The sequence below is a fragment of the Serratia proteamaculans genome, assembly GCF_004684015.1.
In the GTDB taxonomy this organism is placed as follows: domain Bacteria; phylum Pseudomonadota; class Gammaproteobacteria; order Enterobacterales; family Enterobacteriaceae; genus Serratia; species Serratia proteamaculans_F.
In genome coordinates this window covers 53,344-78,946 of the sequence record NZ_SRIA01000016.1, presented here as the reverse complement: position 1 = coordinate 78,946, position 25,603 = coordinate 53,344, and the positions used below count along the sequence as shown (strand labels likewise).

Sequence of the window (25,603 nt, the reverse complement as noted above, 5' to 3'; positions counted from 1 at the left end):
CTCCCGGAACGGCTTTGGTAACAATACTCTAGCTTAGCGGCCCGGCGGATAACTGCCCGGGCCGATAACAGAACTGTGAACAGGGTTGGCAATTTAAACGCTGCGCTTGGCCTGCTGCTTGTAACGGTCGAAAATCACCGCCGCCAGCAGGATCACGCCGCGCACCACATACTGCGAGAACGGCGAGATATTCAGCAGGTTCATGGCGTTCTCCACCGTGCCGAGGATCAGAATACCGGCGATCACGTAGGAAATTTTGCCGATGCCGCCTTTCAGTGACACCCCGCCCAGCACGCAGGCGGAGATCACGATCAGCTCATAGCCAATTGAGGTCATCGGCTGGCCGCTGGTCATACGCGAAGCCAAAATAATCCCGGCAGCCGCAGACACCAGCCCGGACAGCATAAAGATCACGATTTTTGTGCGCACGACCGGCACCCCAGCCAGCCGCGCGGCTTCTTCATTACCGCCAATCGCCAGCGTATTACGGCCAAAGGTGGTCTTGTTGAGTAGGAAGCCAAACAGGATCAGACAGGCGACAGTGATCCAGATCGGCGCCGGCAGCCCCAGCCAGTTGGCGTAACCCAGCGTAAAGAAGCGTTCGTCCTCAATGCCCACCGCTTTACCGTCGGAGATAATGTAGGCCAGCCCGCGGAAAATCTGCATGGTGGCCAGGGTGGTGATCAGCGCGTTGATTTTCAGCCGGGCGATAACAAAACCGTTAATCAACCCGGAGACCATGCCCAGTAACAGACCGGCAGCCACGCCAATCCACAGGCTTTCGGTCATGTTGATCACCACCGCGGTGGTGACCCCGGCGCAGGCAATCACCGAAGCGACCGACAGGTCAAAGTCACCGGAGGCCAGGCAGAACAGCATGCCGCAGGCCACCATGCCAGACATTGAAATCGCCAGCCCCAGCCCTTTCATATTGATAAAGGAGCCAAAGTTGGGCACAAACAGCGCGCAGGCTAAAAACAGCACCGCGAACACCACCAGCATGCCGTAGCTGTCCCAAATTCGCGCCAGCCCCCGGCCGCTGCGATTTTTCACAGAATGGGTCGTTATGGTCGACATCTCTTTCTCCTTCACTATCAGGCCACCGCCGCAGCGGCATCAGGGGCTATATCAGGGGTGCGCAGCATCGCCAGGCTGAGGGCTTTTTCCTCGCTGGCCTCGTCATGCAGTAATTCGCCGGACACTGCGCCTTCCCGCATCACCAGAATGCGGTCCGCCAGCCCCAGCACTTCGGGCAGGTCACTGGAGGCGAACAGCACCGCAATGCCGCGCTGCGCCAGTTGGTAGATGACGTGGTAAATTTCATGCTTGGCGCCGACGTCGATGCCGCGTGTGGGTTCATCGAGCAGAATCACTTTCATCTCTTCCGACAGCCAGCGGCCCAGAATGGCCTTCTGCTGGTTGCCGCCGGACAAATTCATAATTAACTGCTCGGCACTCGGCGTTTTGATATTCAATGCACGAATATGATGCTCGGCATTACTGGCCTCCCATCCTTTGTTGATCAGGCAACCGGCACGAAGACTGTTACGCCGTGCGCTGATGTTGATGTTGTCACGCACCGAGTGTACCGGGATGATGCCGTCCGCCTTGCGATCCTCCGGGCACAGCATGATCCCGGCGCGGATAGCATCAATCGGCGACCGAATGGCCAGCGTCTGCCCATCCAATCGCAACTGACCGGCGCTGACCCGGGTGGCACCAAAGATGCCCTTCATCAGTTCACTGCGCCCGGCCCCCACCAGGCCGAACAGCCCGACGATTTCCCCGGCCCGCACCTTAAGATCGATCGCCGTTTTGACGCCCGGCGCTTTCAGCCCCTTGAGCTCCAGTCGCACCGGCCCCAGCTCACGTGGCTGGTAGCCATAGACGTCGCCCAGATCGCGCCCGACCATCGCCTGCACCAACTGTGCGTTATCCACCTGCTGCATATCGTCAAAGGTGCGCACATAGCGACCATCTTTAAACACGGTAATGGCGTCGCTGAGGGCAAAGATTTCTTCCATACGGTGCGAGACGTACAGGATCACCCGCCCTTCGGCGCGTAGTTCCCGGATCACCCGGAACAGTTGTTCAATCTCTCTGGCCGACAGTGAACTGGTGGGTTCGTCAAAGGCGATCACCTTGGCGTTGCGCGCCAACGCCTTGGCGATTTCCACCATTTGCCACTGGCCGATCGACAGGTATTTCAGCGGCGTATCCGGATCAATATCCAGGCCGAGGTGTTCCAGCTGCAAGCGGGATTCGTAGCGCAGCAGTTTTCTGTCCACCAGCCCACGTTTGGTCGGCAACTGGCCGAGATAAATGTTCTCCGCCACCGTCATTTCCGGCACCAGATGCAGTTCCTGATAAATAATCGCTACCCCGGCATCTAACGCATCGGTGGTGTTGGCGAACTGCACCGGCCGCCCTTGCAGCTGAATTTCCCCCTGGGTCGGCGCGTAATTGCCACTGAGTATTTTCAACAGCGTGGATTTCCCGGCGCCATTTTCCCCCATCAGCGCGTGGATCTGCCCGGCCTGACAGCTAAAACTGATGTCATCCAGCGCCTTCACGCCCGGGAAGGTTTTACCTATGCCTTTAAACGCCAAATACGGCAGTGCGGCGGTCATAGTGCACTCCTCCAGCAGTTAAAAAATGCCGCCCGACAACGTGCTGTGGGCGGCTCGCTTATTACATCAGGCCTTTTTTCTGCAGTTCGGTTTTAAAGTTGTCGCGGGTGATCAGCACCACGTCGGTCACTTCGGTGAACTTTTGCGGCTCTACGCCCTTTTCGACCCAGTCATGCAGCATCTGGATACTCTTGTAACCGTGGATATCCGGGCTTGGCAGCAGTGAACCGTAGAAACCGGTGGCCTGTGCCTTGGAAAGCTCGCTGACGGCATCCACCCCGTTGATACCGATGCCGATCACGTTCGGCGCTTTGAAGCCCTGGCCTTCGGTGGCGCGCACGCCGCCCAGCACGGTGTTGTCGTTCATGCCGACAATCAGCCAGTTTTTCACTTCAGGATGCTGCACCAGCATTGAGTTGGCGGCGTCAAACGCCCCTGGGATATCGTTGGATTTGGTCGGCACCCGATAAATTTGTTTGTCCGGGAAGCCGGCCGCCTTCAGCGCGTCAATCGACCCGCCAGTGCGACGACGGGCGGTGTCCAGCTCATCGGCGGTGATCGCCATCACTGCGGTGTCGGCTAATTTCCAACCGCGCTTGTTCTGCTCTTTCCACAATTCCTGACCCTGTCGCTCACCGATTTTGGTGGCGGCCATCATCACTAACGGCACGCTGTCCATAGGTTTGCCCTTGGCGGTGACAAACTGGTCATCCACCGCAATCACTTTCAGGTTGTAACTGCGCGCCTTGGCGACAATCGCCGAGCCGAGTTTCGGATCTGGCGTGCAGATAACAAAGCCCTTGGCCCCGCTGGCCGCCAGGCTGTCGATGGCATTGAGGGTTTTCTCTCCGTCCGGCACGGCGATTTTTATCACTTCAAAACCGAGATCCTTACCGGCCTTGTCGGCAAACTTCCATTCGGTCTGGAACCAGGGTTCCTCCGGCTGCTTGACCAAAAAGCCCAGCTTCATGGTCTCGGCGATAGCTGAATGTGACATAACAGCCGCCAGACTCAGTGTCACCAGCGCCTTAGTGAATTTATGCATGATGCTCTCCGCTATTTTGTTCTCTGTGGCGAAGAAAGCCGCTCGCCGTGAAAACGTTATCATTAGGGTGTTTGCTGTCGGCACATCGCTTATATCGCGACATTCACCCACAACATGAGTAAGACGGCTTAAGTTTTAGCGGGTATTTGTTACTGAAATGTAGAGCGCTATCACATCCGTGGAATACAGCAGATATGTGCATATATTTAGCAAATTCCGCCAAGCGATAACTTATGACAGCCGTCACAAAACCACTGCGGGAAGCAGAAAAGTGCATACTTCCAGCTAACGGCTCCTCACCTGCACCGCGCTTCGGCTCCTATGGTTGTCACAGCGTATTAACACATCAGGAGTCAACATCATGACGGCAGGTGCTATTGCCCTGGGACTGGACTTCGGCAGTGACTCGGTGCGGGTATTGGCGGTCGATTGCCATAAGGGTACTGAGCTGGATACCGAAGTGGTCTATTACCCCCGCTGGCAACGCGGCGAATTCTGCAATGCGGCGGAGAACCGTTTTCGCCACCATCCGCTCGACTATATCGAAGCCATGGAACAGGCGATTGTCACGCTGGTGCAGCGCCTGTCGCCGCAACAGCGGCTACAGGTGATTGGCATTGGCGTTGACTCCACCGGCTCCACACCGGCGCCGATCGACGAGCAAGGCCAGGTGCTGGCGCTGCGCCCGGAGTTTGCCGATAACCCCAACGCCATGTTTGTGCTGTGGAAGGATCACACCGCCATTGAAGAGGCAGACGCCATCAACCGGCTGTGCCGCAGCGGCGAGTTTCCCGATTATTCCCGCTATATCGGCGGTGTTTACTCCTCTGAGTGGTTCTGGGCCAAGATCCTGCATGTCACACGCCAGGACGCCGAGGTACGCCAAGCCGCCGCCTCCTGGGTTGAACTGTGCGACTGGGTACCGGCGCTGTTGTCCGCGACCACCGCGCCACATCAGTTAAAACGTGGGCGCTGTAGCGTCGGCCACAAAACCCTGTGGCATCCGGACTGGGGTGGCCTGCCGCCGAAGGCGTTCTTTGCCGCACTCGACCCACTGTTGGTGGAACACCTGCCCTGGCCGCTGTTTGAAGATTGCCATACCGCCGACCTGCCAGTAGGCACCCTGAGCGCCGAATGGGCGGCACGCCTCGGGCTACCCACCACGGTGGTGTTGTCCGGTGGGGCCTTCGACTGCCATATGGGGGCCGTCGGTGCCGGTGCCCAACCTTATACTTTGGTGAAGGTGATCGGCACCTCCACCTGCGACATTCTGATCGCCGATCGTCAGCGAGTGGACGGCCGCGCCATCGAGGGAATTTGCGGTCAGGTCGACGGCAGCGTAGTGCCGGGGATGATTGGTATGGAGGCCGGGCAGTCGGCCTTTGGCGATATGTACGCCTGGTTCAGCCGCCTGCTGAGTTGGCCGTTGCATACAGCGGCAAAAAACCAGCCTGAACTGCAACCACAGCTACAAAAAATTGAAGCCGGTCTGCTGGCGGCACTGACCGATGCCTGGGTGGCAAACCCGTCACTGGATCATTTGCCGGTGGTGCTGGACTGGTTTAACGGCCGACGCACCCCTTACGCCAACCAGCGGCTGAAAGGCGTCATCGCCGATCTGAACCTCGGCACCGATGCACCGACGCTGTTCGGCGGTTTTATCGCCGCCACCGCCTTTGGCGCCCGCGCCATTATGGAGTGCTTTGAACAGCAGGATATTCCGGTCGAGAACGTGCTGGCCCTGGGCGGCATTGCGCGTAAGTCACAGACCATCATGCAGGTCTGTGCCGACGTGATGAACCGACCACTGCAAATTGTGGCTTCCGATCAGTGCTGCGCGTTGGGTGCAGCCATCTTCGCCGCTGTCGCCGCCAGCCGTTTCACCAGCGTGCCCGAAGCCCAGCGCCAGATGGCCTGCGGCATCGAACGAACCCTGCAGCCCGATCCGCAGCGCGTCGCTCGCTACCAACAACTTTATCAACGCTATCAACAATGGTGCCAGGCCGCCGAGCCGCGCTACGCCCCGACCTCCGGTTCAGCAAATTAAGCCCATACCCAATACAGAGGAGTCTTTTTTAATGAATGCATTCAAGCAGCGCGAAGTTTGGTTCGCCATCGGCAGCCAACATCTGTACGGTCCGCAAACCCTGCAACAGGTCAAGGCGCACGCCGAACAGGTAGTGGAAAGCCTTAACCGCGAAGCCGGCTTACCGGTAAAGCTGGTGCTGAAACCGCTGGTCACCACGCCGGATGAAATCACTGCTCTGTGCCGTGACGCCAACTATCAGCCGCAGTGCATTGGCATCCTGGCCTGGTTGCACACCTTCTCACCGGCCAAAATGTGGATCGCCGGGTTGTCCGTGCTGCATAAGCCGCTGTTGCAGTTCCATACCCAGTTCAACGCCCAGGTGCCCTGGGACAGCATGGATATGGACTTTATGAACCTCAACCAAACCGCCCACGGCGGCCGTGAGTTCGGCTTTATCGGCGCCCGTATGCGCCAGCAGCACAGCGTGATTGCCGGTCACTGGCAGGATCCCGAAGCACACCGGCGCATTGGCCAGTGGATGCGTGTCGCCAGCGCCAAACAGGCCGGGCAGCAGCTGAAAGTGGCCCGTTTTGGCGACAACATGCGTGAGGTGGCGGTAACCGAGGGCGACAAGGTCGGCGCACAGATCCAGTTTGGTTACTCGGTCAATGCCTATGGTATTGGCGATTTGGTCAGCGGCATTAACGAAGTCAGCCGTGGCGATGTCGATACGCTGATTGAAGAGTATGAGGCCAGTTATGTGCTGAGCGAGGCGGCCAAACTCAACGGCGCAAAACGCGAAAACCTGACTGACGCGGCACGTATCGAGCTGGGCATGAAACGCTTCCTCGAACAGGGCAACTTCCAGGCCTTCACCACCAACTTTGAAGACTTGCACGGCATGAAACAGCTGCCGGGGCTGGCGGTACAACGCCTGATGCAACAGGGCTACGGCTTTGGCGGCGAAGGCGACTGGAAAACCGCCGCGCTGCTGCGCATCCTGAAAGTAATGGCCGATGGGTTGCACGGCGGAACCTCGTTTATGGAGGATTACACCTATCATTTCCAACCGGGTAACGATCTGGTGGTCGGCTCGCATATGCTGGAGGTCTGCCCGTCGATCGCCAAAGAAGCCAAACCGCTGCTGGATATCCAGCCGCTCGGTATCGGTGGCAAGGCCGATCCGGCACGGTTGATTTTCTCGACTCCGGCCGGCCCGGCGGTCAACGCCAGCCTGATCGACATGGGCGATCGCTTCCGCCTGCTGGTCAATCAGGTGGACACCGTGGAACAACCGCACCCGCTGCCCAAGCTGCCGGTGGCACGCGCCATCTGGCGGGCCCAACCCACGCTGGCGACCGCCGCCGAAGCCTGGATCCTGGCGGGCGGCGCCCACCACACGGTGTTCTCCCAGGCGCTGGATGCCGATATGCTGCGGTTGTATGCCGAAATGCATAACATCGAGTTCTTACTGATTGACCAGGATACCACCCTGCCGTCGTTCAAAAACGAACTGCGCTGGAACGAAGCCTACTATCAACTTAACCGCCGTTAATCGCCCGGCTACCGGTGGCAAAATCGCCTGCCGGTAGCCAAACGTGCTGCACCGCCGCCCTGCTCCCGACCATCCGTTTGATATTGATGACGAAGCCCGCATTACCCGTTAAGCTATGTGGCTGTCACATTGAAACCTGTCTTACCCAGGAAGCCGTATATGTCCCAAGCTGAATACACCCGTATTGGCGGTTGGTTGCTGGCCCCGATGGCCTATCTGATTGTCACCCTGCTTAGCGCCAGTCTGATGCTGCTCCTGTATGGCATGGCAATTTTCGTCCCCGAATCGCGCGAATACCTGCTCACCAACGCCCAGGCGTTTAGTATGCAGTGGTATTTCTCGGTGCTGACCACCTTGGCAATGTGGTGCTTTACCCTGTGGCTGCTGTGGCTGTTCTGCCACCGTTCGCGGCGCTTCCCCAAATTGTTCCTGCTGTGGCTGCTGATTACCGTGCTACTGGCGGTGAAAGCCTTTGCCTTTGCGCCAGTGCCGGATGAACTGGCAGTGCGCAGTCTCGGCTGGCCACTGCTGATGGCGGCATTGCTGGTGCCTTATATGAAAAAATCTCAACGGGTCAAAGGCACCTTCACAGAACACTAACCGCCCCTGTGGCACGTTTTGTGCGGAGAATTGTGTAAATTTTCGCCAAAAATGGGCAAAAAGGGCAATAACCCTGCTTTCCCTATGTTGTGATCAGGCCGCCAATTCCCGATAATAGGCGGCTTTTATTTTTTTAGGCGTCGCAATGACCGAATACCTGCTCCTGTTTGTCGGCACCGTACTGGTGAATAACTTCGTCCTGGTGAAGTTCCTTGGCCTGTGCCCGTTCCTCGGCGTTTCCAAAAAGCTGGAAAGTGCCATTGGTATGGGAATGGCCACCACTTTCGTGATGACGATGGCCTCCGTCAGCGCCTGGGTGATCAATACCTTTATTCTGGTTCCGTTGGATCTGGTGTATCTGCGCACCCTGTCATTTATTCTGGTGATCGCCGTGGTGGTGCAATTCACCGAGATGGTGGTGCGTAAAACCAGCCCGGCGCTGTATCGCCTGCTGGGCATATTCCTGCCGCTGATCACCACCAACTGTGCGGTCCTCGGCGTCGCGCTGCTTAACGTCAACCTTGGCTACAATTTCCTGCAGTCTGCGGTATATGGCTTTAGCGCCGCCGCGGGCTTCTCGCTGGTGATGGTGCTGTTCGCCGCCATCCGTGAACGTCTGGCGGTTGCCGACGTGCCTGCACCCTTCCGCGGTTCTTCCATCGCGTTGATCACCGCCGGGCTGATGTCGCTGGCCTTTATGGGCTTTACCGGGCTGGTGAAATTCTAATGACCGCGTTATGGATTGCGATTGCTGCATTAAGCGCCCTTGGCCTGCTGTTCGGTCTGGTGCTGGGCTATGCCGCGCGCCGCTTTGAAGTAGAAGAAGATCCGGTGGCCGAACAGGTCGATGAGATCTTGCCACAGAGCCAGTGCGGCCAGTGCGGCTACCCCGGCTGTCGTCCTTATGCCGAAGCGGTCGCCAACGGTGAGATGATTAACAAATGCGCGCCGGGTGGCGAGCAGGTGATGCTGAAACTGGCCGAACTGCTCAATGTCGAACCGCAGCCATTGGGCAGCGAAGCCGCCGCCGAACCGGTACGCCAGGTCGCCTACATTGACGAAGCCAACTGTATTGGCTGTACCAAATGCATTCAGGCCTGCCCGGTGGACGCCATCGTCGGCGCTACCCGCGCCATGCACACCGTGATTACCGATCTTTGTACCGGCTGCGACCTGTGCGTTGCACCGTGCCCTACCGACTGTATTGAAATGAGACCGGTCGCCACCACTACCGCCAACTGGAAGTGGGACATGAAGACGATACCGGTGCAAGTGATCCACGTGGAGCAACATGCTTAACCTGTTCGCCGCCTTCAAAAAAGACCGGATTTGGGATTTCGACGGCGGGATCCATCCGCCGGAAATGAAGACCCAGTCCAGCGGTGTACCGCTGCGTACCGCCCCACTGCCGGATAAGTTCATTATCCCACTGCAACAGCATCTGGGGCCGGAAGGCGAACTGTGCGTCAAGGTCGGCGACTCCGTGCTGAAAGGCCAACCGCTGACCGTCGGTCGCGGTCGTACCGTACCGGTGCACGCACCGACCTCCGGCACCATCAGCGCCATCACACCGCATATCACCGCTCACCCTTCCGGGTTGGCAGAACTGTGCGTGATTATTCAGCCGGACGGCGAAGACCGCTGGTGCGAGCGTGCGCCGGTGGCCGATTACCGTCAACTGACCACCAGTGAGTTGATCCAACGTATTCATCAGGCCGGCATCGCCGGGCTGGGCGGCGCCGGTTTCCCGACCGCCAGCAAGCTGCAGGGCGGCATGAACGGGGTGGAAACCCTGATCCTCAACGCCGCAGAGTGCGAGCCTTATATCACTGCCGATGACCGTTTGATGCAGGAACATGCCGACCAGGTGATTGAAGGCACTCAGATTCTGCGCCACCTGCTGCAACCCAAAGTCACGCTGATTGGCATCGAGGACAATAAACCCGAAGCGATCGCCGCGTTGAAACTGGCACTGCGCGACCAGCCAGGCATTGCCCTGCGGGTGATCCCAACCAAATACCCCTCCGGCGGTGCCAAACAGCTCACCAAGATTTTGACCGGGCGCGAAGTGCCGCACGGCAAGCACTCCTCCGCTATTGGGGTGCTGATGCAGAACGTCGGTACTGCCTTTGCCATTAAACGTGCGATTGTCGACGGCGAACCGCTGATTGAACGCGTGGTGACTCTGACCGGCGAGGCACTAAGCCAGCCGGGCAACCTGTGGGCGCGCATAGGGACACCGGTACAGCACCTGTTGAAATTTGCCGGTTTCCAGCCGCAGGCTCAGCAAATGGTGGTGATGGGCGGCCCGCTGATGGGCTTTACCCTGCCCGCGCTCCATGTCCCCATCGTCAAGATCAGCAACTGTATTTTGGCCCCCTCGGTCAGCGAAATGGCACCGCAAGAGCCGGAGCAGTCCTGTATTCGCTGCGGCCTGTGTGTTGACGCCTGCCCGGCCGGCCTGTTACCGCAGCAGCTTTACTGGTTCAGCCGCGGTGAAGAACACGAGAAAGCCCGCAATCATAATCTGTTCGACTGCATTGAATGTGGTGCCTGCGCCTTTGTCTGCCCGAGCAATATCCCGCTGGTGCAGTACTACCGTCAGGAGAAGGCCGAGATCAAAGCCATCGATCTGGAAGCGGCACGCACGGCTGAAGCCAAGGCACGTTACGAAGCCAAACTGGCGCGTCTGGAACGTGAAAAACTGGCGCGCGAAGAGCGCCATAAGAAAGCGGCAGTCAAACTGACCGATGGCGACCAGGATGCGGTTCAGGCAGCTCTGGCGCGAGTGCGCAGTAAAAATGCGGTACCGGCGACCGGCACCATCAGCGGTGATGCACCGGACAACAGCGAGATGATCGCTGCGCGCGAGGCCCGTAAAGCGCAGGCTCGTGAACGCCGTGCCCAGCAGGAAACCGCTGTAGCACCGGTAACGGCATCGGCTAACGAAGATGAAGATCCGCGCAAAGCAGCAGTGGCCGCCGCACTGGCGCGAGTCAAAGCCAAGAAAGCGGCGCAGCAGACCACGCCGGATGAACCCCCTGCCGAATCACCAGCAGTGGTGACAGAAGAGGATCCGCGCAAGGCCGCAGTTGCCGCCGCACTGGCACGAGTCAAAGCCAAGAAAGCGGCGCAGCAGACCACAGCGGTGGAAACACCGGTCGAGCCGCCAGCGGCGGTGACGGAAGAAGATCCGCGCAAGGCCGCGGTTGCCGCCGCCATTGCCCGCGCCAAAGCCAAGAAAGCGGCACAGCAGGCCGCAGCGGTGGAAACGCCGGTCGAGCCGTCAGTGACGGTGACCGAAGAAGACCCGCGCAAGGCCGCGGTCGCAGCCGCCATTGCCCGCGCCAAAGCCAAGAAAGCCGCGCAGCAAGCCGCAGCGGTGGAAACACCGGTCGAGCCGCCAGCGGCGGTGACGGAAGAAGATCCACGCAAGGCCGCGGTCGCAGCCGCCATTGCCCGCGCCAAAGCCAAGAAAGCCGCGCAGCAGGCAACGGTGGAGACAAATAAAGAGTAACGGATAAAAGCGCCTTGCAGAACGCAAGGCGCCTTTTAATCGATAGAAATCAGATAGGTATAATCAACGTCAATCTGACGCATCTTCGAGTCCTGATTCCATTCCTTGGTTTGAATAATCTCCATCTCCACACTGCCCTTCACCTCATGGCGCAACCCTGGCATTACGTGGGTAATCAGATAAGCAAAGAATTTGGAGCATTCCATGGCGCTCCCCTGATGGTTGATAGAGATATATTCACGCCCGGCAATAGGAATATGGTCGATCTGGTAGCCTGACAGAATATCCTTTTTGTTTTCAGGCTCTACCGCCATGATATGGGTAGCCGAGCACTCGCCTTCCCCCCGATTACGGACGGAATGGATGCTGTACACCCGGCGGCACTCCACGCTTAATCCGCGGAAAAAATCGGTGAAAATTTCATCCTTCATCGCCATACAGGACGAATGTTCTATGCCGTTCTCTCCTGCGAAATCCAGCTGGCGCGAGTATCCCACAAGCTGCATATCCGGCAACGTCAGACGCTTCACTTCTGGGTAGAAATCAGCCGCAAAGTTGGCATCAAAACTAAAACGTGGCATCAGGTTCTTCACGTCCCAGCGTTCCATCGAACGGTAACGATTGGGCGTGGTTTCAAAACGCTGTTTGAACATGCGGGTAAAGGTTTGTTGGGAGTCGAAGCCCAGTTCATCTGATATATCGATAATAGAGCGATGGGTAATACGTAAAGCCACTGCGGCACGAGTCAGAATGCGTGAACGAATATAGGTGGCAAGCTGTATACCGGTAATGCGTTTGAACTTGCGCTGCAGGTGCCATTTGGAATAGCCGGAAATGCGCGCGACTTCGTCCAGGTTAGGCCGTTTCTCCAGATGTATCTCAACCCACTCAATTAGCTCTTCAATAAAAAATACATCTTCATTTGTCATTAATTTACATTCACTAACTTAATAATACTCGGGATAATAACCCACATAGATTATGTAAAAGTTGTTATTTTGTGCGAAAAAACGAACCAAAAACACCATGCTAATCCAGAGGTTATCGCCTGTCATCGGCCATTAAGACCGGCAGTTTCGTTCTTGCACTACCAACCTAACCCGAATATATAACCAAGAAAAATCCGATCGCGCCATAGGTCTGAGAAATTTCGGCGTACATGCCGTGCTAAAAGGCTAATAGCCCTACAATTAAGACGTATTACCCTCAGGGTGATTCAGGTAGAATACAGCGCTATAATTTTTCCTGCGTCTGCGCTGAGCGGCGCGTTGAACCTGCCGATGTCCGGCAAAGATAGGTGTAGTTCTCTATGAAGTTCAGGCCGGTACAACCCACAGCCGCCAAAGGCTTGCACATCGCCAGTTCCCCCTTCACCCATAACCAGCAAAGCACCAGCCGTATCATGCTGTGGGTAATGTTGGCCTGTATTCCCGGTATCGCTGCGCAGGTATGGTTTTTTGGCTATGGCACGCTGGTCCAGACCGCACTGGCGATGATCGTCGCCCTGCTGGCGGAAGGCATCATCCTTTCCCTGCGCAAATTGCCGGTGCGCACCCGGCTGGCGGATAACTCCGCCCTGCTGACGGCCCTGTTGCTGGGCATCAGTCTGCCACCGCTGGCCCCCTGGTGGATGATCGTCATCGGTACCTTCTTTGCCATTGTGATTGCCAAACAGCTGTATGGCGGCCTCGGACAGAACCCGTTCAATCCGGCCATGGTCGGTTATGTGGTGCTGCTGATCGCCTTCCCGGTACAGATGACCAGTTGGTTACCGCCAGATGAACTGCGGGCTACCGCGCTGTCGTTCCAGGATACCCTGCTGGCTATTTTCAGTGGTCACACGACGCAGGGTGCCACTATCCACGAACTGCAAATGGGTATCGACGGCATCAGCCAGGCCACCCCACTGGATGGGTTCAAAACCGGCCTGCGCAGCGGTCATAGCGTTGAACAGGTGCTGCAACAGCCGCTGTTTGGTGGCGCGTTGGCCGGCATCGGCTGGCAATGGGTTAATCTCGGCTTCCTGGCCGGTGGCCTGTTTATGCTGGCCCGCCGTCTGATCCACTGGCAGATCCCGTTCAGCATGCTGGCGGCTATTGCCCTGTGCTCCGGTTTGGCCTGGTGGCTTGACCCGGCGCAGCAGGCCTCGCCGCTGATCCATCTGTTCTCCGGTGCCAGCATGCTGGGCGCATTCTTTATCGCCACCGACCCGGTCAGTGCGTCTACCACGCCGAAAGGCCGCCTGATTTACGGCGCCTTGGTCGGTGTTCTGGTGTGGCTTATCCGCGTTTACGGCGGTTATCCGGATGGCGTCGCCTTCGCGGTGTTGCTGGCCAACATTACCGTTCCGCTGATCGATCACTACACGCAGCCCCGCGTGTACGGCCATCGCTAAGGAGCCATGATGCTAAATTCAATGAGAAAGCATGGCACCACGCTTGCCGTGTTTGCCGCAGTGACCACCGGCCTGACTGCGGTGGTGCATAGCCTGACGCAGAAAACCATTGCCCACCAGGCGGCGCTGCAACAAAAGTCGCTGCTGGATCAAGTGGTGCCGCCGGAACACTACGACAACAACATGCAGACCGAGTGTTACCTGGTCAGCAATCCGGCGTTGGGCAACGATGCTCCGCATCGCCTGTATCTGGCGCGCAAAAATGGTCAGCCGACGGCGGCCGCGCTGGAAACCACCGCGCCGGACGGCTATTCCGGTGCCATTCAACTGCTGGTCGGTGCTGATTTCAGCGGTAACGTGCTGGGCACCCGTGTGGTGGCACATCATGAAACCCCTGGCCTGGGCGATAAAATTGAACTGCGTATTTCGAACTGGATCCTGTTCTTCAGCGGTAAAAAAATTGATGGCCCGGACGACAAACGCTGGGCGGTGAAGAAAGACGGCGGTAAGTTCGATCAATTCACCGGCGCCACCATCACACCGCGTGCAGTGGTCAATGCCGTTCGACGCACGGCGTTGTATATGGAAACGCTGCCGCCTAAACTTGATAGCTTACCTGCCTGTGGAGCCAGCGAATGAGTGAAGCCAAAGATCTGATTGTCCAGGGGCTGTGGAAGAACAACTCCGCGCTGGTGCAATTGCTGGGGATGTGTCCGCTGTTAGCCGTGACCTCTACTGTCACCAACGCCCTCGGGCTGGGGCTGGCGACCACGCTGGTACTGATACTGACCAACACCTCGATATCCGCAGTGCGCCGCTGGGTACCGAATGAAGTGCGTATCCCGATTTACGTAATGATCATCGCTGCCGCGGTGAGCATTGTGCAAATGCTGATCAATGCCTATGCCTTCGGCCTTTACCAGTCGCTGGGCATCTTTATCCCATTGATCGTCACCAACTGCATCGTGGTCGGCCGCGCCGAAGCGGTAGCCTCTAAAAAACCGGTCGGTCTGTCCGCACTGGACGGGCTGGCGATTGGCCTGGGCGCTACCGGCGTGATGGTGACGCTGGGTGCGATGCGTGAGCTGCTGGGTAACGGTACCCTGTTTGACGGGGCCGATATGCTGCTGGGCAGTTGGGCCAAGGTACTGCGGATTGAGGTGGTTCACTTCGACAGCCCGTTCCTGCTGGCGATGCTGCCACCGGGGGCCTTCATTGGCCTGGGCCTGTTGTTGGCGGTAAAATACCTGATTGACGAAAGGATGAAGGCGCGGACGGCCAAGGCATTACTGGCCGAACCGGCGCAGGGACAAGGACAGGCAGAGAAAGCATAATGAATAAGCAAAAACGGCTGGAAATTCTTACCCGACTACGCGACAACGATCCACACCCAACCACCGAGTTGGTGTACACCACGCCGTTTGAGCTGCTGATTGCCGTGCTGCTGTCCGCGCAGGCGACCGACGTCAGCGTCAACAAGGCCACCGCCAAGCTTTATCCGGTGGCCAATACGCCGGCCGCCATGCTGGCTCTGGGCGTCGACGGGGTTAAGGGCTATATCAAGACCATCGGCCTGTTTAACAGCAAGGCCGAAAACGTGATCAAAACCTGCCGCATGCTGCTGGAATTGCACGGCGGCGAGGTACCGGAAGATCGTGCGGCGCTGGAGGCTCTGCCGGGCGTCGGCCGCAAAACCGCCAACGTGGTACTCAATACCGCCTTTGGCTGGCCGACCATTGCCGTCGATACCCATATCTTCCGCGTCTGTAACCGTACTAATTTCGCGCCAGGCAAAAATGTCGATCTGGTTGAGGAGAAGCTGCTCAAGGTGGTGCCGGCCGAGTTCAAGGTTGATTGCCACCACTGGTTGATCCTGCACGGGCGCTATACCTGCATCGCACGTAAACCCCGCTGCGGCTCCTGCATGATTGAAGACCTCTGCGAGTTTAAAGAGAAAGTGTATCCCGACGCCTGATCTCGAGGGGCGCACTCATCGCCCCTTTCAGCTCCCGCCACTGACCTGGTTTTTATCGGAAATGTGATATCAAGCAGCAGTAACCCTGGTGTTTCCACGGATTTAAGTGAAAAACTCACTTCCCGCTTATTTTCAAGCGAAAAATTAGTCAAAAATTGCGGCAAGTCTCACGTTTTGACGATCACATTGTCGTCACAACCGCCAGAGCCGTTTTCCCAAATTTCTAAAATTTTACAAAAACCGCCATATGCACAACATTCCAATGGATTATTCACCACACCTATTGATATGAACCATCAAAAGACAATGCAGCAGAATATATCACTGTTTAAATTCCGTATAGCTTTTAATCAAAACAAAAGCTCGGCAAAGCAAACAAAGTCGAAAGTTAATGCTGCATAACATTTGCAACATGGTCGTTTCACTTCGCGAGCGTTATATGTAACAGGATATGACAAACGCCTTGCCTCGTTGACAAAGATAGTGAACATTAACCGCCGTCATCCCATCCTATAACAACGCAGAAGGATGCAGTCCTGCATCACCTTTTGCAATTTCCCGTCTTTCTGAGTCGGGGCAGTGAAAAATCAGAGGTACCAGTGTCAACTGCAAACAACAACAGCGAACATCCTGAAAGCGTGAGTCTCAACGCCTTCAAACAGCCTAAAGCGTTTTACCTGATCTTCTCCATCGAACTCTGGGAACGTTTTGGTTATTACGGCCTGCAAGGCATCATGGCGGTTTATCTGGTCAAGATGCTGGGTCTGAGTGAAGCCGACTCGATCACCCTGTTCTCCTCCTTCAGTGCGCTGGTGTATGGCTTCGTTGCCATCGGCGGCTGGCTTGGGGACAAAGTGCTGGGTTCCAAGCGTGTGATCGTGCTGGGTGCACTGGTGCTGGCCGTCGGCTATGCCATGGTGGCCTACTCCGGCCATGAGATTTTCTGGGTGTACCTGGGTATGGCGACCATCGCCGTAGGTAGCGGCCTGTTCAAAGCCAACCCATCCTCTCTGCTGTCAACCTGCTACGAGAAAGACGATCCGCGTTTGGACGGTGCATTCACCATGTACTATATGTCCGTCAATATCGGTTCTTTCCTGTCGATGTTGGCCACCCCGTGGCTGGCAGTGAAATATGGCTGGAGCGTCGCGTTCTCACTGAGCGTGGTAGGTATGCTGATCACCCTGGTTAACTTTATGGTGTGTCACAAGTGGGTGAAGAACCACGGTTCCAAGCCTGACTTCAAACCCCTGCACATGCAGAAACTGCTGATGGTGCTGGTTGGCGTGGTTGCGCTGGTCGCCATTTCAAGCTGGCTGCTGCACAACCAGGTGGTTGCTCGCTGGGCGCTGGCGCTGATCTCCATCGGTATCGTGATCGTATTCGCTAAAGAAGCCTTTGCCCTACACGGTGCGGCACGCCGCAAGATGATTGTTGCCTTCCTGCTGATGCTGGAAGCGGTAGTGTTCTTCGTGCTGTACGCCCAGATGCCAACCTCGTTGAACTTCTTCGCTATCCATAACGTTGAGCACAATATCCTGGGTCTGGCGTTCGAACCTGAGCAGTATCAGGCACTGAACCCATTCTGGATCATGCTGGCCAGCCCGATTCTGGCAGCTCTGTATAACAAGATGGGTGACCGTCTGCCGATGCCGCACAAGTTTGCCTTCGGTATGATCCTGTGCTCCGGTGCGTTCCTGGTGTTGCCGTGGGGTGCCAGCTTCGCCAATGAACAGGGTATCGTTTCGGTTAACTGGTTGATCCTGAGCTATGCGCTGCAGAGTATCGGCGAACTGATGATTTCCGGCCTGGGCCTGGCCATGGTCGCTCAACTGGTGCCGCAACGCCTGATGGGCTTTATCATGGGCTCCTGGTTCCTGACCACTGCCGCTGCCGCGCTGATTGCCGGTAAGGTCGCTGGCCTGACGGCCGTGCCTGCCAACATCAACGATGCGCACGCTTCTCTGGCTATCTACAGCCATGTGTTTATGCAAATCGGTATCGCCACCGCTGTCATCGCCATTCTGATGATGCTGACCGCGCCGAAGCTGTATCGCATGACGCTGGACACCGCAGAAGATACCGAGAAGAAAGCTCAGGCGGCCGCTGCTACCAACTGATCGCTGACAAAGATTTCAGACTGATGACAAAGAGCTTTGTTGTTTAGTGGTAGGGGCGCTGCATGCTGCGCCCTATAGCATAATCAATGGGTTAAATCGGGTCGAACATGTTCGACCCCTACCGGTTCAGCCCTTGTGCGGGTTTGTCAGCAACCTAAAGCCGGGGCATTAATTTGCCCCGGCTTTTTTATGTCATCAGGCTGTTGGTTTAGCGTTCAGATTAACCCACATAAATTCACTGACCAGTGCGCCGTGGAATGCGGCCTGTTTCTTGTCCGCCGCGGCGCTGTGCCCGCCTTCGGTATTTTCATAGAAGTAGGCCTGGGAGTAGCCCATCTGCTGCATGCGTGCCGCCATTTTACGGGCGTGCGACGGGTTGACCCGATCGTCACTGGTGGCGGTGTAGAACAACACCGGCGGATACTTCACCCCCGCTTTAATATTGTGATACGGCGAGAAGGTTTTGATGTAGGCCCACTCTTCCGCTTTGGCGGGGTCGCCATATTCGGCAATCCAGGAAGCACCGGCAGAAAGTTGGGTATAACGCTGCATATCCAGCAACGGCACCTCACAGACGATGCAACCGAAAAGCTGCGGGTATAACGTCAGCATATTGCCCACCAGCAAGCCGCCGTTACTGCCGCCGCGCGCCCCGAGATGTTGTGACGACGTCACTTTTCGCGCAATCAAATCTTCAGCCACTGCGGCAAAGTCCTCATAGGCGCGATGCCGGTTTTGCTTTAACGCCGCCTGGTGCCAGGCCGGGCCATACTCGCCGCCGCCACGAATGTTCGCCACCACATACACCCCACCGCGTTCCAGCCAGGCCGGTGCTTTTGCCCCCATGTAACCCGGCAATAGCGACACTTCGAACCCGCCATAGCCATACAGCAAGGTTGGGTTACTGCCGTCCAGCTTGATGCCCTTGGCTGAAATTTGGAAATACGGCACCCGCGTGCCGTCTTTAGACTTGGTGAAATGCTGGCTGACCTGATAGCCGCTGGCGTCAAAGTCCTGTGGCCCCTGCTTGAGCAGTTCCTCCTCACCGCCGTCGAGGTTGCCCAGATACAGCGAAGTCGGTTGCAGGAATCCGCTGATCGTCAGGAAATAATCGTTGGTTTCGTCATCGACGCCGCCGGCGGAAATGGTGCTGATGGCCCCCGGTTTGCCCAGTGGCTTGCGCTGCCAGGTTTTACCCTGCGGTGTCAGTACTTCCAGTCGATTGACCACGTTGTCCATGATGCTGAGGATCAGGTGGTCACGCGTGCCGCTATAGCCGCTCAGCGCCACCTGTGCCGTTGGGGTGAATAACACCGTCAACTCACGCTTGCCCGCCAGGTAATCGTCGAAATGGGCCGCCAGCAGTGAGCCTGAAGGATAACGCGTTCCGCCCACTTCCCAGTCGCTGCTCGGTTTAATCAATATCCACTCGCGGTGCGTGTTGAACTCGGCATCGGCGGGAATGTCGATTTTGACCTGTTGATCTTGCTCATTGAGCAGATAGGTTTCACGGCGGTAGAAGTCCAGACTGCGGCCCACGTAGTTCCGTTCAAACCCCGGTGTCTGGTCGTGGTAAGCAAACACCGTCATATCCTGCGGTTGCGCCTCATACAGCGTCTGAGCGGCACTCAGCGGTGTACCGCGCCGCCAGCGTTTGGCAATGCGTGCATAGCCGGACTGAGTCATCGAGCCTGCACCGAAATCAGTGGCGATAAACAGCGTGTCCTTATCAATCCACGAGGCCTGGCTTTTCGCTACCGGCAGCACAAAGCCGTCTTTGACAAACTCTTTGCTGACCAGATCAAACTCACGGATTTCGGTGGCATCACCGCCGTCCGGCGACAGTTCCAGCAGGCAGTAACGGTATTCCGGTGCCAGCGACTGCGAGCCGTGGAATACCCAGTCTTTGCCCTCCGCCTTGCCCAGAGCGTCAATATCCAGCACCGTTTCCCAAACCGGCTTGGCCTTGCGGTATTCCTGCAAGGTAGTGCGTCGCCATAAGCCACGTGGATTGGTTTGATCCTGCCAGAAGTTGTAATAGTAATCGCCGCGTTTGGCGACCCACGGAATTTGGCTCTCTTTATTGAGAATATCCAGCACCTGTTTTTCCACCCGCTGGAAGGCTTCGCCCTGGGCAAAACGCGCGGTGGTGCGCTGATTTTCCTGTTTGATCCACGCCTGTGCGGCCTTGCCCTGCAGCTCTTCCAGCCATAAAAATTCATCGGTGGCGCTGGTGCCGCCTTCTGCCGCCATCGCCAGGCGGATACTGTTAGGTAATGAAGTCATCGCGAATACGGCTCCTGCGGTTTGTGCGCTGAGTTTAAGAAACTGGCGGCGGTTACTGTGGTTGATGGGCAAAATCAAACTCCCTTTGACAGTTAATACGAATCATTTTCAATAAAGTAGGCGTTTGGCGAGGCCGAGTCAAAGCCTGCGCCCACACCGTTGAGTCAAAATTTAGGATAGTGGATCAGATCGTGAATGCGCACCGTCTGTTGACTGGTATTACGGTAAGCGTGGGGCCGGTCAGCCTGAAAACGCATCGCCTCACCGCAGCTCAGGTGGTGCCAGTGGCCGTCAACCGCCAGTTCAAGCTCACCGCTGATGACAATCACGTGCTCAATCACTCCGGGCTCATGGGCCGAAGACTCGCTGAGCGCCCCCGGCGCCAGATCGATAACGAACATATCAAAACCCAGTTGCCGGTCGAACGGAAACAGCGGCACCACCCGCATGTCGGCGTTGCCTTGATTGAACACCGGAGCATCGCCATAGCGATGTAACGTGGCTTGCTGTTGCAGTGGCGAGATTTCCAGAAAGGCAGAAAAAGCCACGTTAAAACCAGTAGCGATTTTCCACAAGGTTGCCACCGTCGGGCTGGATTCCCCCCGTTCGATCTGCCCCAGCATCGCTTTGCTGACGCCGGTATTTTCAGCCGCCTGCGCCAGGCTCCAGCCGCGCTGGCTGCGTAGTGAACGAAGCGTTTGTGCCAGATGGCCAGACAGTTGCTGCATGTTTTTCTCCCCTGATGTAGCGGCTGATTATAGCCACTTGTGCGCTATAACGCACGGTGCTATGCTCGCCGCTTATCGTGCGTTATAACGCACAACCTTTGTCGGAGTGTGCCATGCGCCCTGCCATCTCTCTGCGTCATCTGTCTCTGCCTGCCGTTATGGCCGGGTTTGTTGCGGTATTGGTCGGCTATACCAGTTCGGCTGCCATTATCTTCCAGGCGGCTGCCGCTGCCGGCGCTACCCCCTTGCAGATCGGCGGCTGGCTGAGCATGTTGGGGCTGGGAATGGGCATTACCTCGCTCGGGCTTTCGCTGTATTACCGCACGCCGGTTCTGACCGCCTGGTCGACCCCCGGCGCAGCGCTGCTGGTCACCAGCCTGCCCGGCACGCCGATTAACGAAGCGATTGGCGTGTTTATCTTTGCCTCCGGGCTGATCTTGCTGTGCGGCGTGACCGGGCTGTTCGCCCGACTGATGGATTATATTCCGCAGGCTATTTCGGCGGCGATGTTGGCGGGGATCCTGTTGCGCTTTGGGCTGGATGCATTTGCCTCACTACAGGTCAATTTTGTACTCAGCGCCGGGATGGGGCTGGTGTATCTGGTGACGCGGCGTTATCTGACGCGTTATGCGATTGTACTGACGCTGCTGGCCGGGCTGGCAATTGCGGCGCTGCAAGGCAACATTCATCTTTCACAACAGCCGCTGGCGTTCGCCATGCCGGAATTTATTATGCCGCATTTTAGCGGGGCGACACTGCTGGGGATTGGCGTGCCGTTCTTTGTGGTCACCATGGCGTCACAAAACGCCCCCGGTATTGCCACGCTAAAGGCGGCCGGCTACCACGTCCCTACCTCACCGTTAATTAGCTGGACGGCGTTGACCGCACTGCTGCTGGCCCCCTTCGGTGGGTTTTCGGTGTGTATTGCCGCCATTACTGCCGCCATTTGTATGGGGCCGGACGTGCATCCCAATCCACAGCACCGCTACATGGCAGCCGTCGCCGCCGGGGTGTTTTATCTGTTGGCCGGCCTGTTTGGCGGCGTTATCGGTATGTTGTTCAGCGCCTTGCCCGTGGCCCTGATCCACACCATTGCCGGGCTGGCCCTGTTGGGCACCATCGCCGGCAGTTTGCAACGCGCATTGCAGGATGAAAAGCAACGCGACGCCGCACTGATCGCCTTTTTGATCACCGCGTCCGGCGTGACGCTGCTCGGCGTCGGCTCTGCATTTTGGGGGATTATTGGCGGCGCAATTGCCCATATCATCCTGTCGTTACCGCCGCGGCCAGCTAAGTCAACAGATTGAGTTTAGCCGTCAACTTACGCACGGTTTTCTTCTCACCGGCCAACGCGATACCCAATAAACGCCATTCGGAACTTGGTCGGTTGGCGACGCTGGCGCGGAATTGGGCATAATTGGTGGTTTGCTGGCCATCAACCGGGAACAGGATCCGGTCCACTTCCGCTGCACGCGGCTGTTGCAACAGAGCGCCCAACTGCTCCTCACTGGCCGCCAGCACGCTGATGCCTATCGGGATTAACCCCGGCCAACATTGCCCCTGGCTGTCCGCCAACACCTCGCCCACCAGCATCGGATGGCGTTGCCCCAGCGTTAACGCCAATACCGCTGCCGCATTGGCAATATTACCCAGCGGCAAATCCTGATTAATCACAATCACACAGCGCTCGGCGCTAATCATTCCTGGGGAGATCTCTTCCATCATTGGGTTTCCTGTCGATAAGTCAGCCTGCAGGATACCCAGCCGCGATGGCTTAATCTGGAAGATTTGTGCACAGTCTACGGTAATGCGCCGGGGTCAGACGATAGGCGCGCTGGAACCAGCGGCCCAGGTGGCTTTGATCGGCAAAACCCAGTTGTGCCGCCACGTCAATCGGCTTTGCCCCTGTGGCTAACAACCGCCGCGCCTGCGCCAACCTAAGCTGAACCAAATAGGCATGGGGCGGCAAACCAAAAGTCTGGCGGAACAGGCGGGTCAGTCGGAACCGATCCAGCCCGGTTAACGCCGTCAGCGTTTCCATACGAATATCCTGATGGCTATTGGCATGCAGATAATCACGGATGCACCGCGCCTGATAGCCGGAGGTTTCACTCGGCAAGGATCGCCGCCAATGCACGTGCCGGGTCAGGCCGCACAGCAGGTTATCCAACGCAAATTGACGCTGTAATTCGCCTTCAGCCTGTTGCTGTAACTGCGAGAAAGCCCGCATCGTCACCTGCGCCAGTAGCCGGTCGTCAGACAGTGTGGCAGCGAAACTGAGGCGGAAGCTGTCAGGCACCTCGGCAAATAACTGGCGTAGCTGCAGATCCAGCCATTGCGGATTGAGGTACAGCATCTGGTAGGTGAAACCTTCTTCTGCCGGCGCATCACCGTCATGCAACTCCCCCGGCTCGAGCAAAAACACCTGGCCCGGCGTACTGCGATGACGCTGACTTCGGCAGTGGAACTGTTGCACGCCCTGCTCGGTGACCCCCACCAGGTAATCATCATGCCAGTGGGGGTCATAGGCATGCGCATGCCCGCCAAAATGGGCGCGGATCAACTCTATGCCGGTCGGCCGGTCTTTCTTTAATTCGATCCAGCTGCTCATCGCCGCCCTATTTTCGTTAAGCCAACCTTTCATATAGCAGATGTCTCCCCAGCCGTCTGGAACAAATGTGCGCGCCAGAGTTACCGACGTCATTTTCCCCTTTGGCGATCTTCTGCTTAACTGAGAGAGGGACGAACGTTGCCCTCCAGGGATCGTTAAGGGAGTTTCTATGCCATCTTCTGCGCAGATTGACCTGATTCAACAGATAGACGCCGCGTACCGCCACTGGACAGGTGACGGATTGCCCGGCCCACAGGCCGCTGTCGGCGAACGAGGGTCCTGGCTGCATCAACAAGCGCCCTACAGCCTGCTGGCCCACACCGGCGGCGGCGATCCGGTGTTTATTTATGCCAACCACTGTGCACAGCAGTGCTTTGGTTATTCCTTCGATGAGTTTATCGCGCTGCCTTCCCGCTTGAGCGCTTCTCCGGCAGACCGTGCAGAACGCCAGCAATTGCTGGATAAGGTCACTGAGCAAGGCATCGCGCAGGGATATCGCGGCCTGCGCGTCGATAAATTCGGCGACACCTTCACCATTTATGACTGCGAGGTGTGGCAGATCCCAGGCGGAGGCCAGGCCGCGCTGTTCTGGCCACAGCCCAAGCGCCGGCCGGGTTGGTATGGCCATCAGGAACATGCAAATCGATAATGGCAGGTACGCGTCACTGATTAAGTTACAATGTCACGAGGGTAACAATGAATGAACAAGCCACGCTGCTAGCCCAGCGTTTGATCCGTAACTACGAACAGATTGAAAAAACACACGACGCCCGCCCGCCGCTGTACGACAGCCTTGGTGCCCGTTTGGGGACCGGCACCGCCGCCGGCAAGCTAGGTGCTTCCATAGACGTCGTGGCGCCGGGCATGCGTTCTTGCCCTTATCACTTCCACTATGCGCAGGAAGAAATGTTTATCGTGCTGGAGGGAACCGGTACCCTGCGGGTTGCCGGAGAGCGACTGCCTATCAAAAGTGGCGACGTTATTTTTATCCCACCGGGGCCGGAATACCCGCATCAGATCATCAATACATCGGACGCACCGTTGAAATATCTTTCCATCAGCACCCGTGAAATGCCCGAACTGGTGGAATATCCGGACTCAGGCAAGTTTCTGGCGGCGGCATTGGGCGATAATGGTGAGCCGGTGCGCTATATGCAACGCCCTTCAGCCTCGCTCGATTATTGGCAGGACGAACCCTGAATCTCCTTCAGGTAGTGAAAGCCCCAACGCACGGGCGGCCTGCTCTGCGACACGAAAATCGATATCCGCTGCCTCGCCGTCTTCCATGAACCAGGCCGCGGACAATCCGGCCCAGGCGAGGATCCACTGCAGCAGCCGCTGGCGATCAAGTCCGGCCAACCGGCAGACCTGATCGACCCGGCAAAGGAAAATATCAGGATCGGTGGCGATACCGTAGTTGGGATTGCAGAAGATATTGGCGTAATCGAAAGCACGCTCGCCATACAGACGCTTGGGATCAATCGCCAACCAGCCGCGCTCAGCGAAGTCCAGCACGTTGTCATGGTGAATATCGCCGTGCAGTACCGTCTGTTCACGTGGGCTGGTCAGTAGCTCAGCCGCGACGGTGGCACTGAGACGCAACATGCCGCCATGCGCCTGCGCCGCCGGCCACAGTGAGTTGAACCACTGGTGCAGAGGAATAAGCTCCGGCAAAGGCTCGGCACGTGGCGCATGCAGGTGAGCAACCACCTGGCACAAAATCGCCGTGGCCTGTCGATCTTCGCCATCGCGTACCATCTGCGCCAGCGAGAGGCGGCCTTGCGCACGCTCTAACAAAATGCCGTCCTCATGCCAGGCCAGCACTCGCGCCGCGCCCTCGCCCTGCCACCAGCACATCAACAGCCCACCGAACTTTTCTTCCTGCTCGCGGGCAACTTTCAACATGGCGGCGGCCCCCTGATAGCGTACCGGCATCAGCAGGCTGCTGTGAGTTTCAAATGCCTGGCCATCGGGCTGCAACTGCCAGCGTTGCATATAGGGAATTAAAGCCTTATTCATTACCCTGAAACGTCCTTCACAGTTAGAAATGAATGTTAGTGATATTATTAGAGAACAATAAATCTCAGCGTACTTCCGATGTTCATCGTTCCA

At 57.3% G+C, this 25,603-nt stretch carries 23 protein-coding genes; 14 read left to right on the top strand and 9 right to left on the bottom strand.

Annotation, left to right across the window (positions count from 1 at the left end; all coding sequences use genetic code 11):
- Window positions 1–93 precede the first annotated feature (93 nt).
- The 3 genes from araH to E5C26_RS11400 form a co-directional block, all read right to left on the bottom strand.
- On the bottom strand, window positions 94–1,077 hold the full coding sequence (gene araH / locus E5C26_RS11410) for an L-arabinose ABC transporter permease AraH (RefSeq protein ID WP_135316395.1): 984 nt from the start codon (window positions 1,075–1,077) through the stop codon (window positions 94–96).
- A 17-nt stretch (window positions 1,078–1,094) separates the two neighbouring features.
- Window positions 1,095–2,630 carry an L-arabinose ABC transporter ATP-binding protein AraG gene (araG, locus tag E5C26_RS11405; protein WP_135316394.1) on the bottom strand — a complete coding sequence of 512 codons (1,536 nt, stop codon included), beginning with the start codon at window positions 2,628–2,630 and terminating at the stop codon, window positions 1,095–1,097.
- Window positions 2,631–2,691: 61 nt separating this feature from the next.
- Window positions 2,692–3,675: an arabinose ABC transporter substrate-binding protein gene (locus tag E5C26_RS11400; RefSeq protein WP_135316393.1), complete on the bottom strand. Its 984-nt coding sequence runs from the start codon at window positions 3,673–3,675 to the stop codon at window positions 2,692–2,694.
- A gap of 361 nt (window positions 3,676–4,036) precedes the next feature.
- Here E5C26_RS11400 and E5C26_RS11395 point away from each other — a divergent pair, with 361 nt between their 5' ends.
- From E5C26_RS11395 to rsxC, 6 genes are all read left to right on the top strand, one after another.
- Window positions 4,037–5,722: a ribulokinase gene (locus E5C26_RS11395; RefSeq protein ID WP_135316392.1), complete on the top strand. Its 1,686-nt coding sequence runs from the start codon at window positions 4,037–4,039 to the stop codon at window positions 5,720–5,722.
- A gap of 31 nt (window positions 5,723–5,753) precedes the next feature.
- Entirely contained in the window at window positions 5,754–7,259 is a 1,506-nt protein-coding gene (gene araA / locus E5C26_RS11390; protein WP_135316391.1) for an L-arabinose isomerase, read from the top strand.
- Between the two features lie 159 nt (window positions 7,260–7,418).
- Window positions 7,419–7,859 (top strand): DUF2569 domain-containing protein, encoded by a 441-nt coding sequence (locus E5C26_RS11385; protein WP_135316390.1) that lies wholly within the window; start codon window positions 7,419–7,421, stop codon window positions 7,857–7,859.
- Window positions 7,860–8,004: 145 nt separating this feature from the next.
- The gene (gene rsxA / locus E5C26_RS11380) at window positions 8,005–8,586 is read left to right on the top strand and encodes an electron transport complex subunit RsxA (RefSeq protein ID WP_085116624.1); all 582 of its coding nucleotides are present in this window, start codon (window positions 8,005–8,007) and stop codon (window positions 8,584–8,586) included.
- Window positions 8,586–9,158, top strand: a complete 573-nt coding sequence (rsxB, locus tag E5C26_RS11375) for an electron transport complex subunit RsxB (protein WP_012144971.1) — start codon at window positions 8,586–8,588, stop codon at window positions 9,156–9,158. The genes rsxA and rsxB overlap by 1 nt, the downstream gene beginning before the upstream one ends.
- Entirely contained in the window at window positions 9,151–11,376 is a 2,226-nt protein-coding gene (rsxC, locus tag E5C26_RS11370) for an electron transport complex subunit RsxC (protein WP_135316389.1), read from the top strand. Before rsxB ends, rsxC begins: the two co-directional genes overlap by 8 nt.
- 35 nt (window positions 11,377–11,411) lie before the next feature.
- Here rsxC and E5C26_RS11365 read toward each other — a convergent pair whose 3' ends face one another.
- Window positions 11,412–12,305, bottom strand: coding sequence for a helix-turn-helix domain-containing protein (locus E5C26_RS11365; protein ID WP_135316388.1), 894 nt, complete (start codon window positions 12,303–12,305; stop codon window positions 11,412–11,414).
- Between the two features lie 380 nt (window positions 12,306–12,685).
- Between E5C26_RS11365 and rsxD the strand changes: the two genes are divergently transcribed.
- The 5 genes from rsxD to dtpA all read left to right on the top strand — a co-directional run bounded on the left by rsxD (window position 12,686) and on the right by dtpA (window position 17,866).
- The gene (rsxD, locus tag E5C26_RS11360; RefSeq protein WP_135316387.1) at window positions 12,686–13,771 is read left to right on the top strand and encodes an electron transport complex subunit RsxD; all 1,086 of its coding nucleotides are present in this window, start codon (window positions 12,686–12,688) and stop codon (window positions 13,769–13,771) included.
- Window positions 13,772–13,780: 9 nt separating this feature from the next.
- Window positions 13,781–14,410, top strand: coding sequence for an electron transport complex subunit RsxG (gene rsxG / locus E5C26_RS11355; protein WP_135316386.1), 630 nt, complete (start codon window positions 13,781–13,783; stop codon window positions 14,408–14,410).
- Window positions 14,407–15,105 carry an electron transport complex subunit E gene (locus tag E5C26_RS11350; protein WP_135316385.1) on the top strand — a complete coding sequence of 233 codons (699 nt, stop codon included), beginning with the start codon at window positions 14,407–14,409 and terminating at the stop codon, window positions 15,103–15,105. The genes rsxG and E5C26_RS11350 overlap by 4 nt, the downstream gene beginning before the upstream one ends.
- On the top strand, window positions 15,105–15,746 hold the full coding sequence (gene nth / locus E5C26_RS11345; protein ID WP_135316384.1) for an endonuclease III: 642 nt from the start codon (window positions 15,105–15,107) through the stop codon (window positions 15,744–15,746). Before E5C26_RS11350 ends, nth begins: the two co-directional genes overlap by 1 nt.
- Before the next feature lie 599 nt (window positions 15,747–16,345).
- Window positions 16,346–17,866: a dipeptide/tripeptide permease DtpA gene (dtpA, locus tag E5C26_RS11340; protein WP_135316383.1), complete on the top strand. Its 1,521-nt coding sequence runs from the start codon at window positions 16,346–16,348 to the stop codon at window positions 17,864–17,866.
- 195 nt (window positions 17,867–18,061) lie between these two features.
- Here dtpA and E5C26_RS11335 read toward each other — a convergent pair whose 3' ends face one another.
- On the bottom strand, window positions 18,062–20,152 hold the full coding sequence (locus tag E5C26_RS11335; protein ID WP_135316382.1) for a prolyl oligopeptidase family serine peptidase: 2,091 nt from the start codon (window positions 20,150–20,152) through the stop codon (window positions 18,062–18,064).
- Between the two features lie 164 nt (window positions 20,153–20,316).
- On the bottom strand, window positions 20,317–20,880 hold the full coding sequence (locus tag E5C26_RS11330; RefSeq protein WP_135316381.1) for a helix-turn-helix domain-containing protein: 564 nt from the start codon (window positions 20,878–20,880) through the stop codon (window positions 20,317–20,319).
- 113 nt (window positions 20,881–20,993) lie between these two features.
- Here E5C26_RS11330 and E5C26_RS11325 point away from each other — a divergent pair, with 113 nt between their 5' ends.
- Complete coding sequence (locus E5C26_RS11325; protein WP_135316380.1) at window positions 20,994–22,187, top strand: benzoate/H(+) symporter BenE family transporter; 1,194 nt, start codon at window positions 20,994–20,996, stop codon at window positions 22,185–22,187.
- Here the strand turns inward: E5C26_RS11325 and E5C26_RS11320 are convergent.
- Both E5C26_RS11320 and E5C26_RS11315 read right to left on the bottom strand, forming a co-directional pair.
- Window positions 22,171–22,605, bottom strand: a complete 435-nt coding sequence (locus E5C26_RS11320) for a DUF2000 domain-containing protein (RefSeq protein ID WP_135316379.1) — start codon at window positions 22,603–22,605, stop codon at window positions 22,171–22,173. The genes E5C26_RS11325 and E5C26_RS11320 overlap by 17 nt on opposite strands.
- Before the next feature lie 49 nt (window positions 22,606–22,654).
- The gene (locus tag E5C26_RS11315; protein ID WP_240775971.1) at window positions 22,655–23,524 is read right to left on the bottom strand and encodes an AraC family transcriptional regulator; all 870 of its coding nucleotides are present in this window, start codon (window positions 23,522–23,524) and stop codon (window positions 22,655–22,657) included.
- Window positions 23,525–23,660: 136 nt separating this feature from the next.
- On the opposite strand from E5C26_RS11315, the gene E5C26_RS11310 reads away from it, so the two are divergent.
- Window positions 23,661–24,140, top strand: coding sequence for an MEKHLA domain-containing protein (locus E5C26_RS11310; RefSeq protein ID WP_135316378.1), 480 nt, complete (start codon window positions 23,661–23,663; stop codon window positions 24,138–24,140).
- A gap of 47 nt (window positions 24,141–24,187) precedes the next feature.
- Window positions 24,188–24,691, top strand: a complete 504-nt coding sequence (locus tag E5C26_RS11305) for a cupin domain-containing protein (RefSeq protein WP_135316377.1) — start codon at window positions 24,188–24,190, stop codon at window positions 24,689–24,691.
- On the opposite strand, the gene E5C26_RS11300 is transcribed toward E5C26_RS11305, so the two are convergent.
- Complete coding sequence (locus E5C26_RS11300; RefSeq protein WP_135316376.1) at window positions 24,656–25,510, bottom strand: aminoglycoside phosphotransferase family protein; 855 nt, start codon at window positions 25,508–25,510, stop codon at window positions 24,656–24,658. The two genes, E5C26_RS11305 and E5C26_RS11300, sit on opposite strands and share 36 nt — an antisense overlap.
- Window positions 25,511–25,603: the final 93 nt, after the last annotated feature.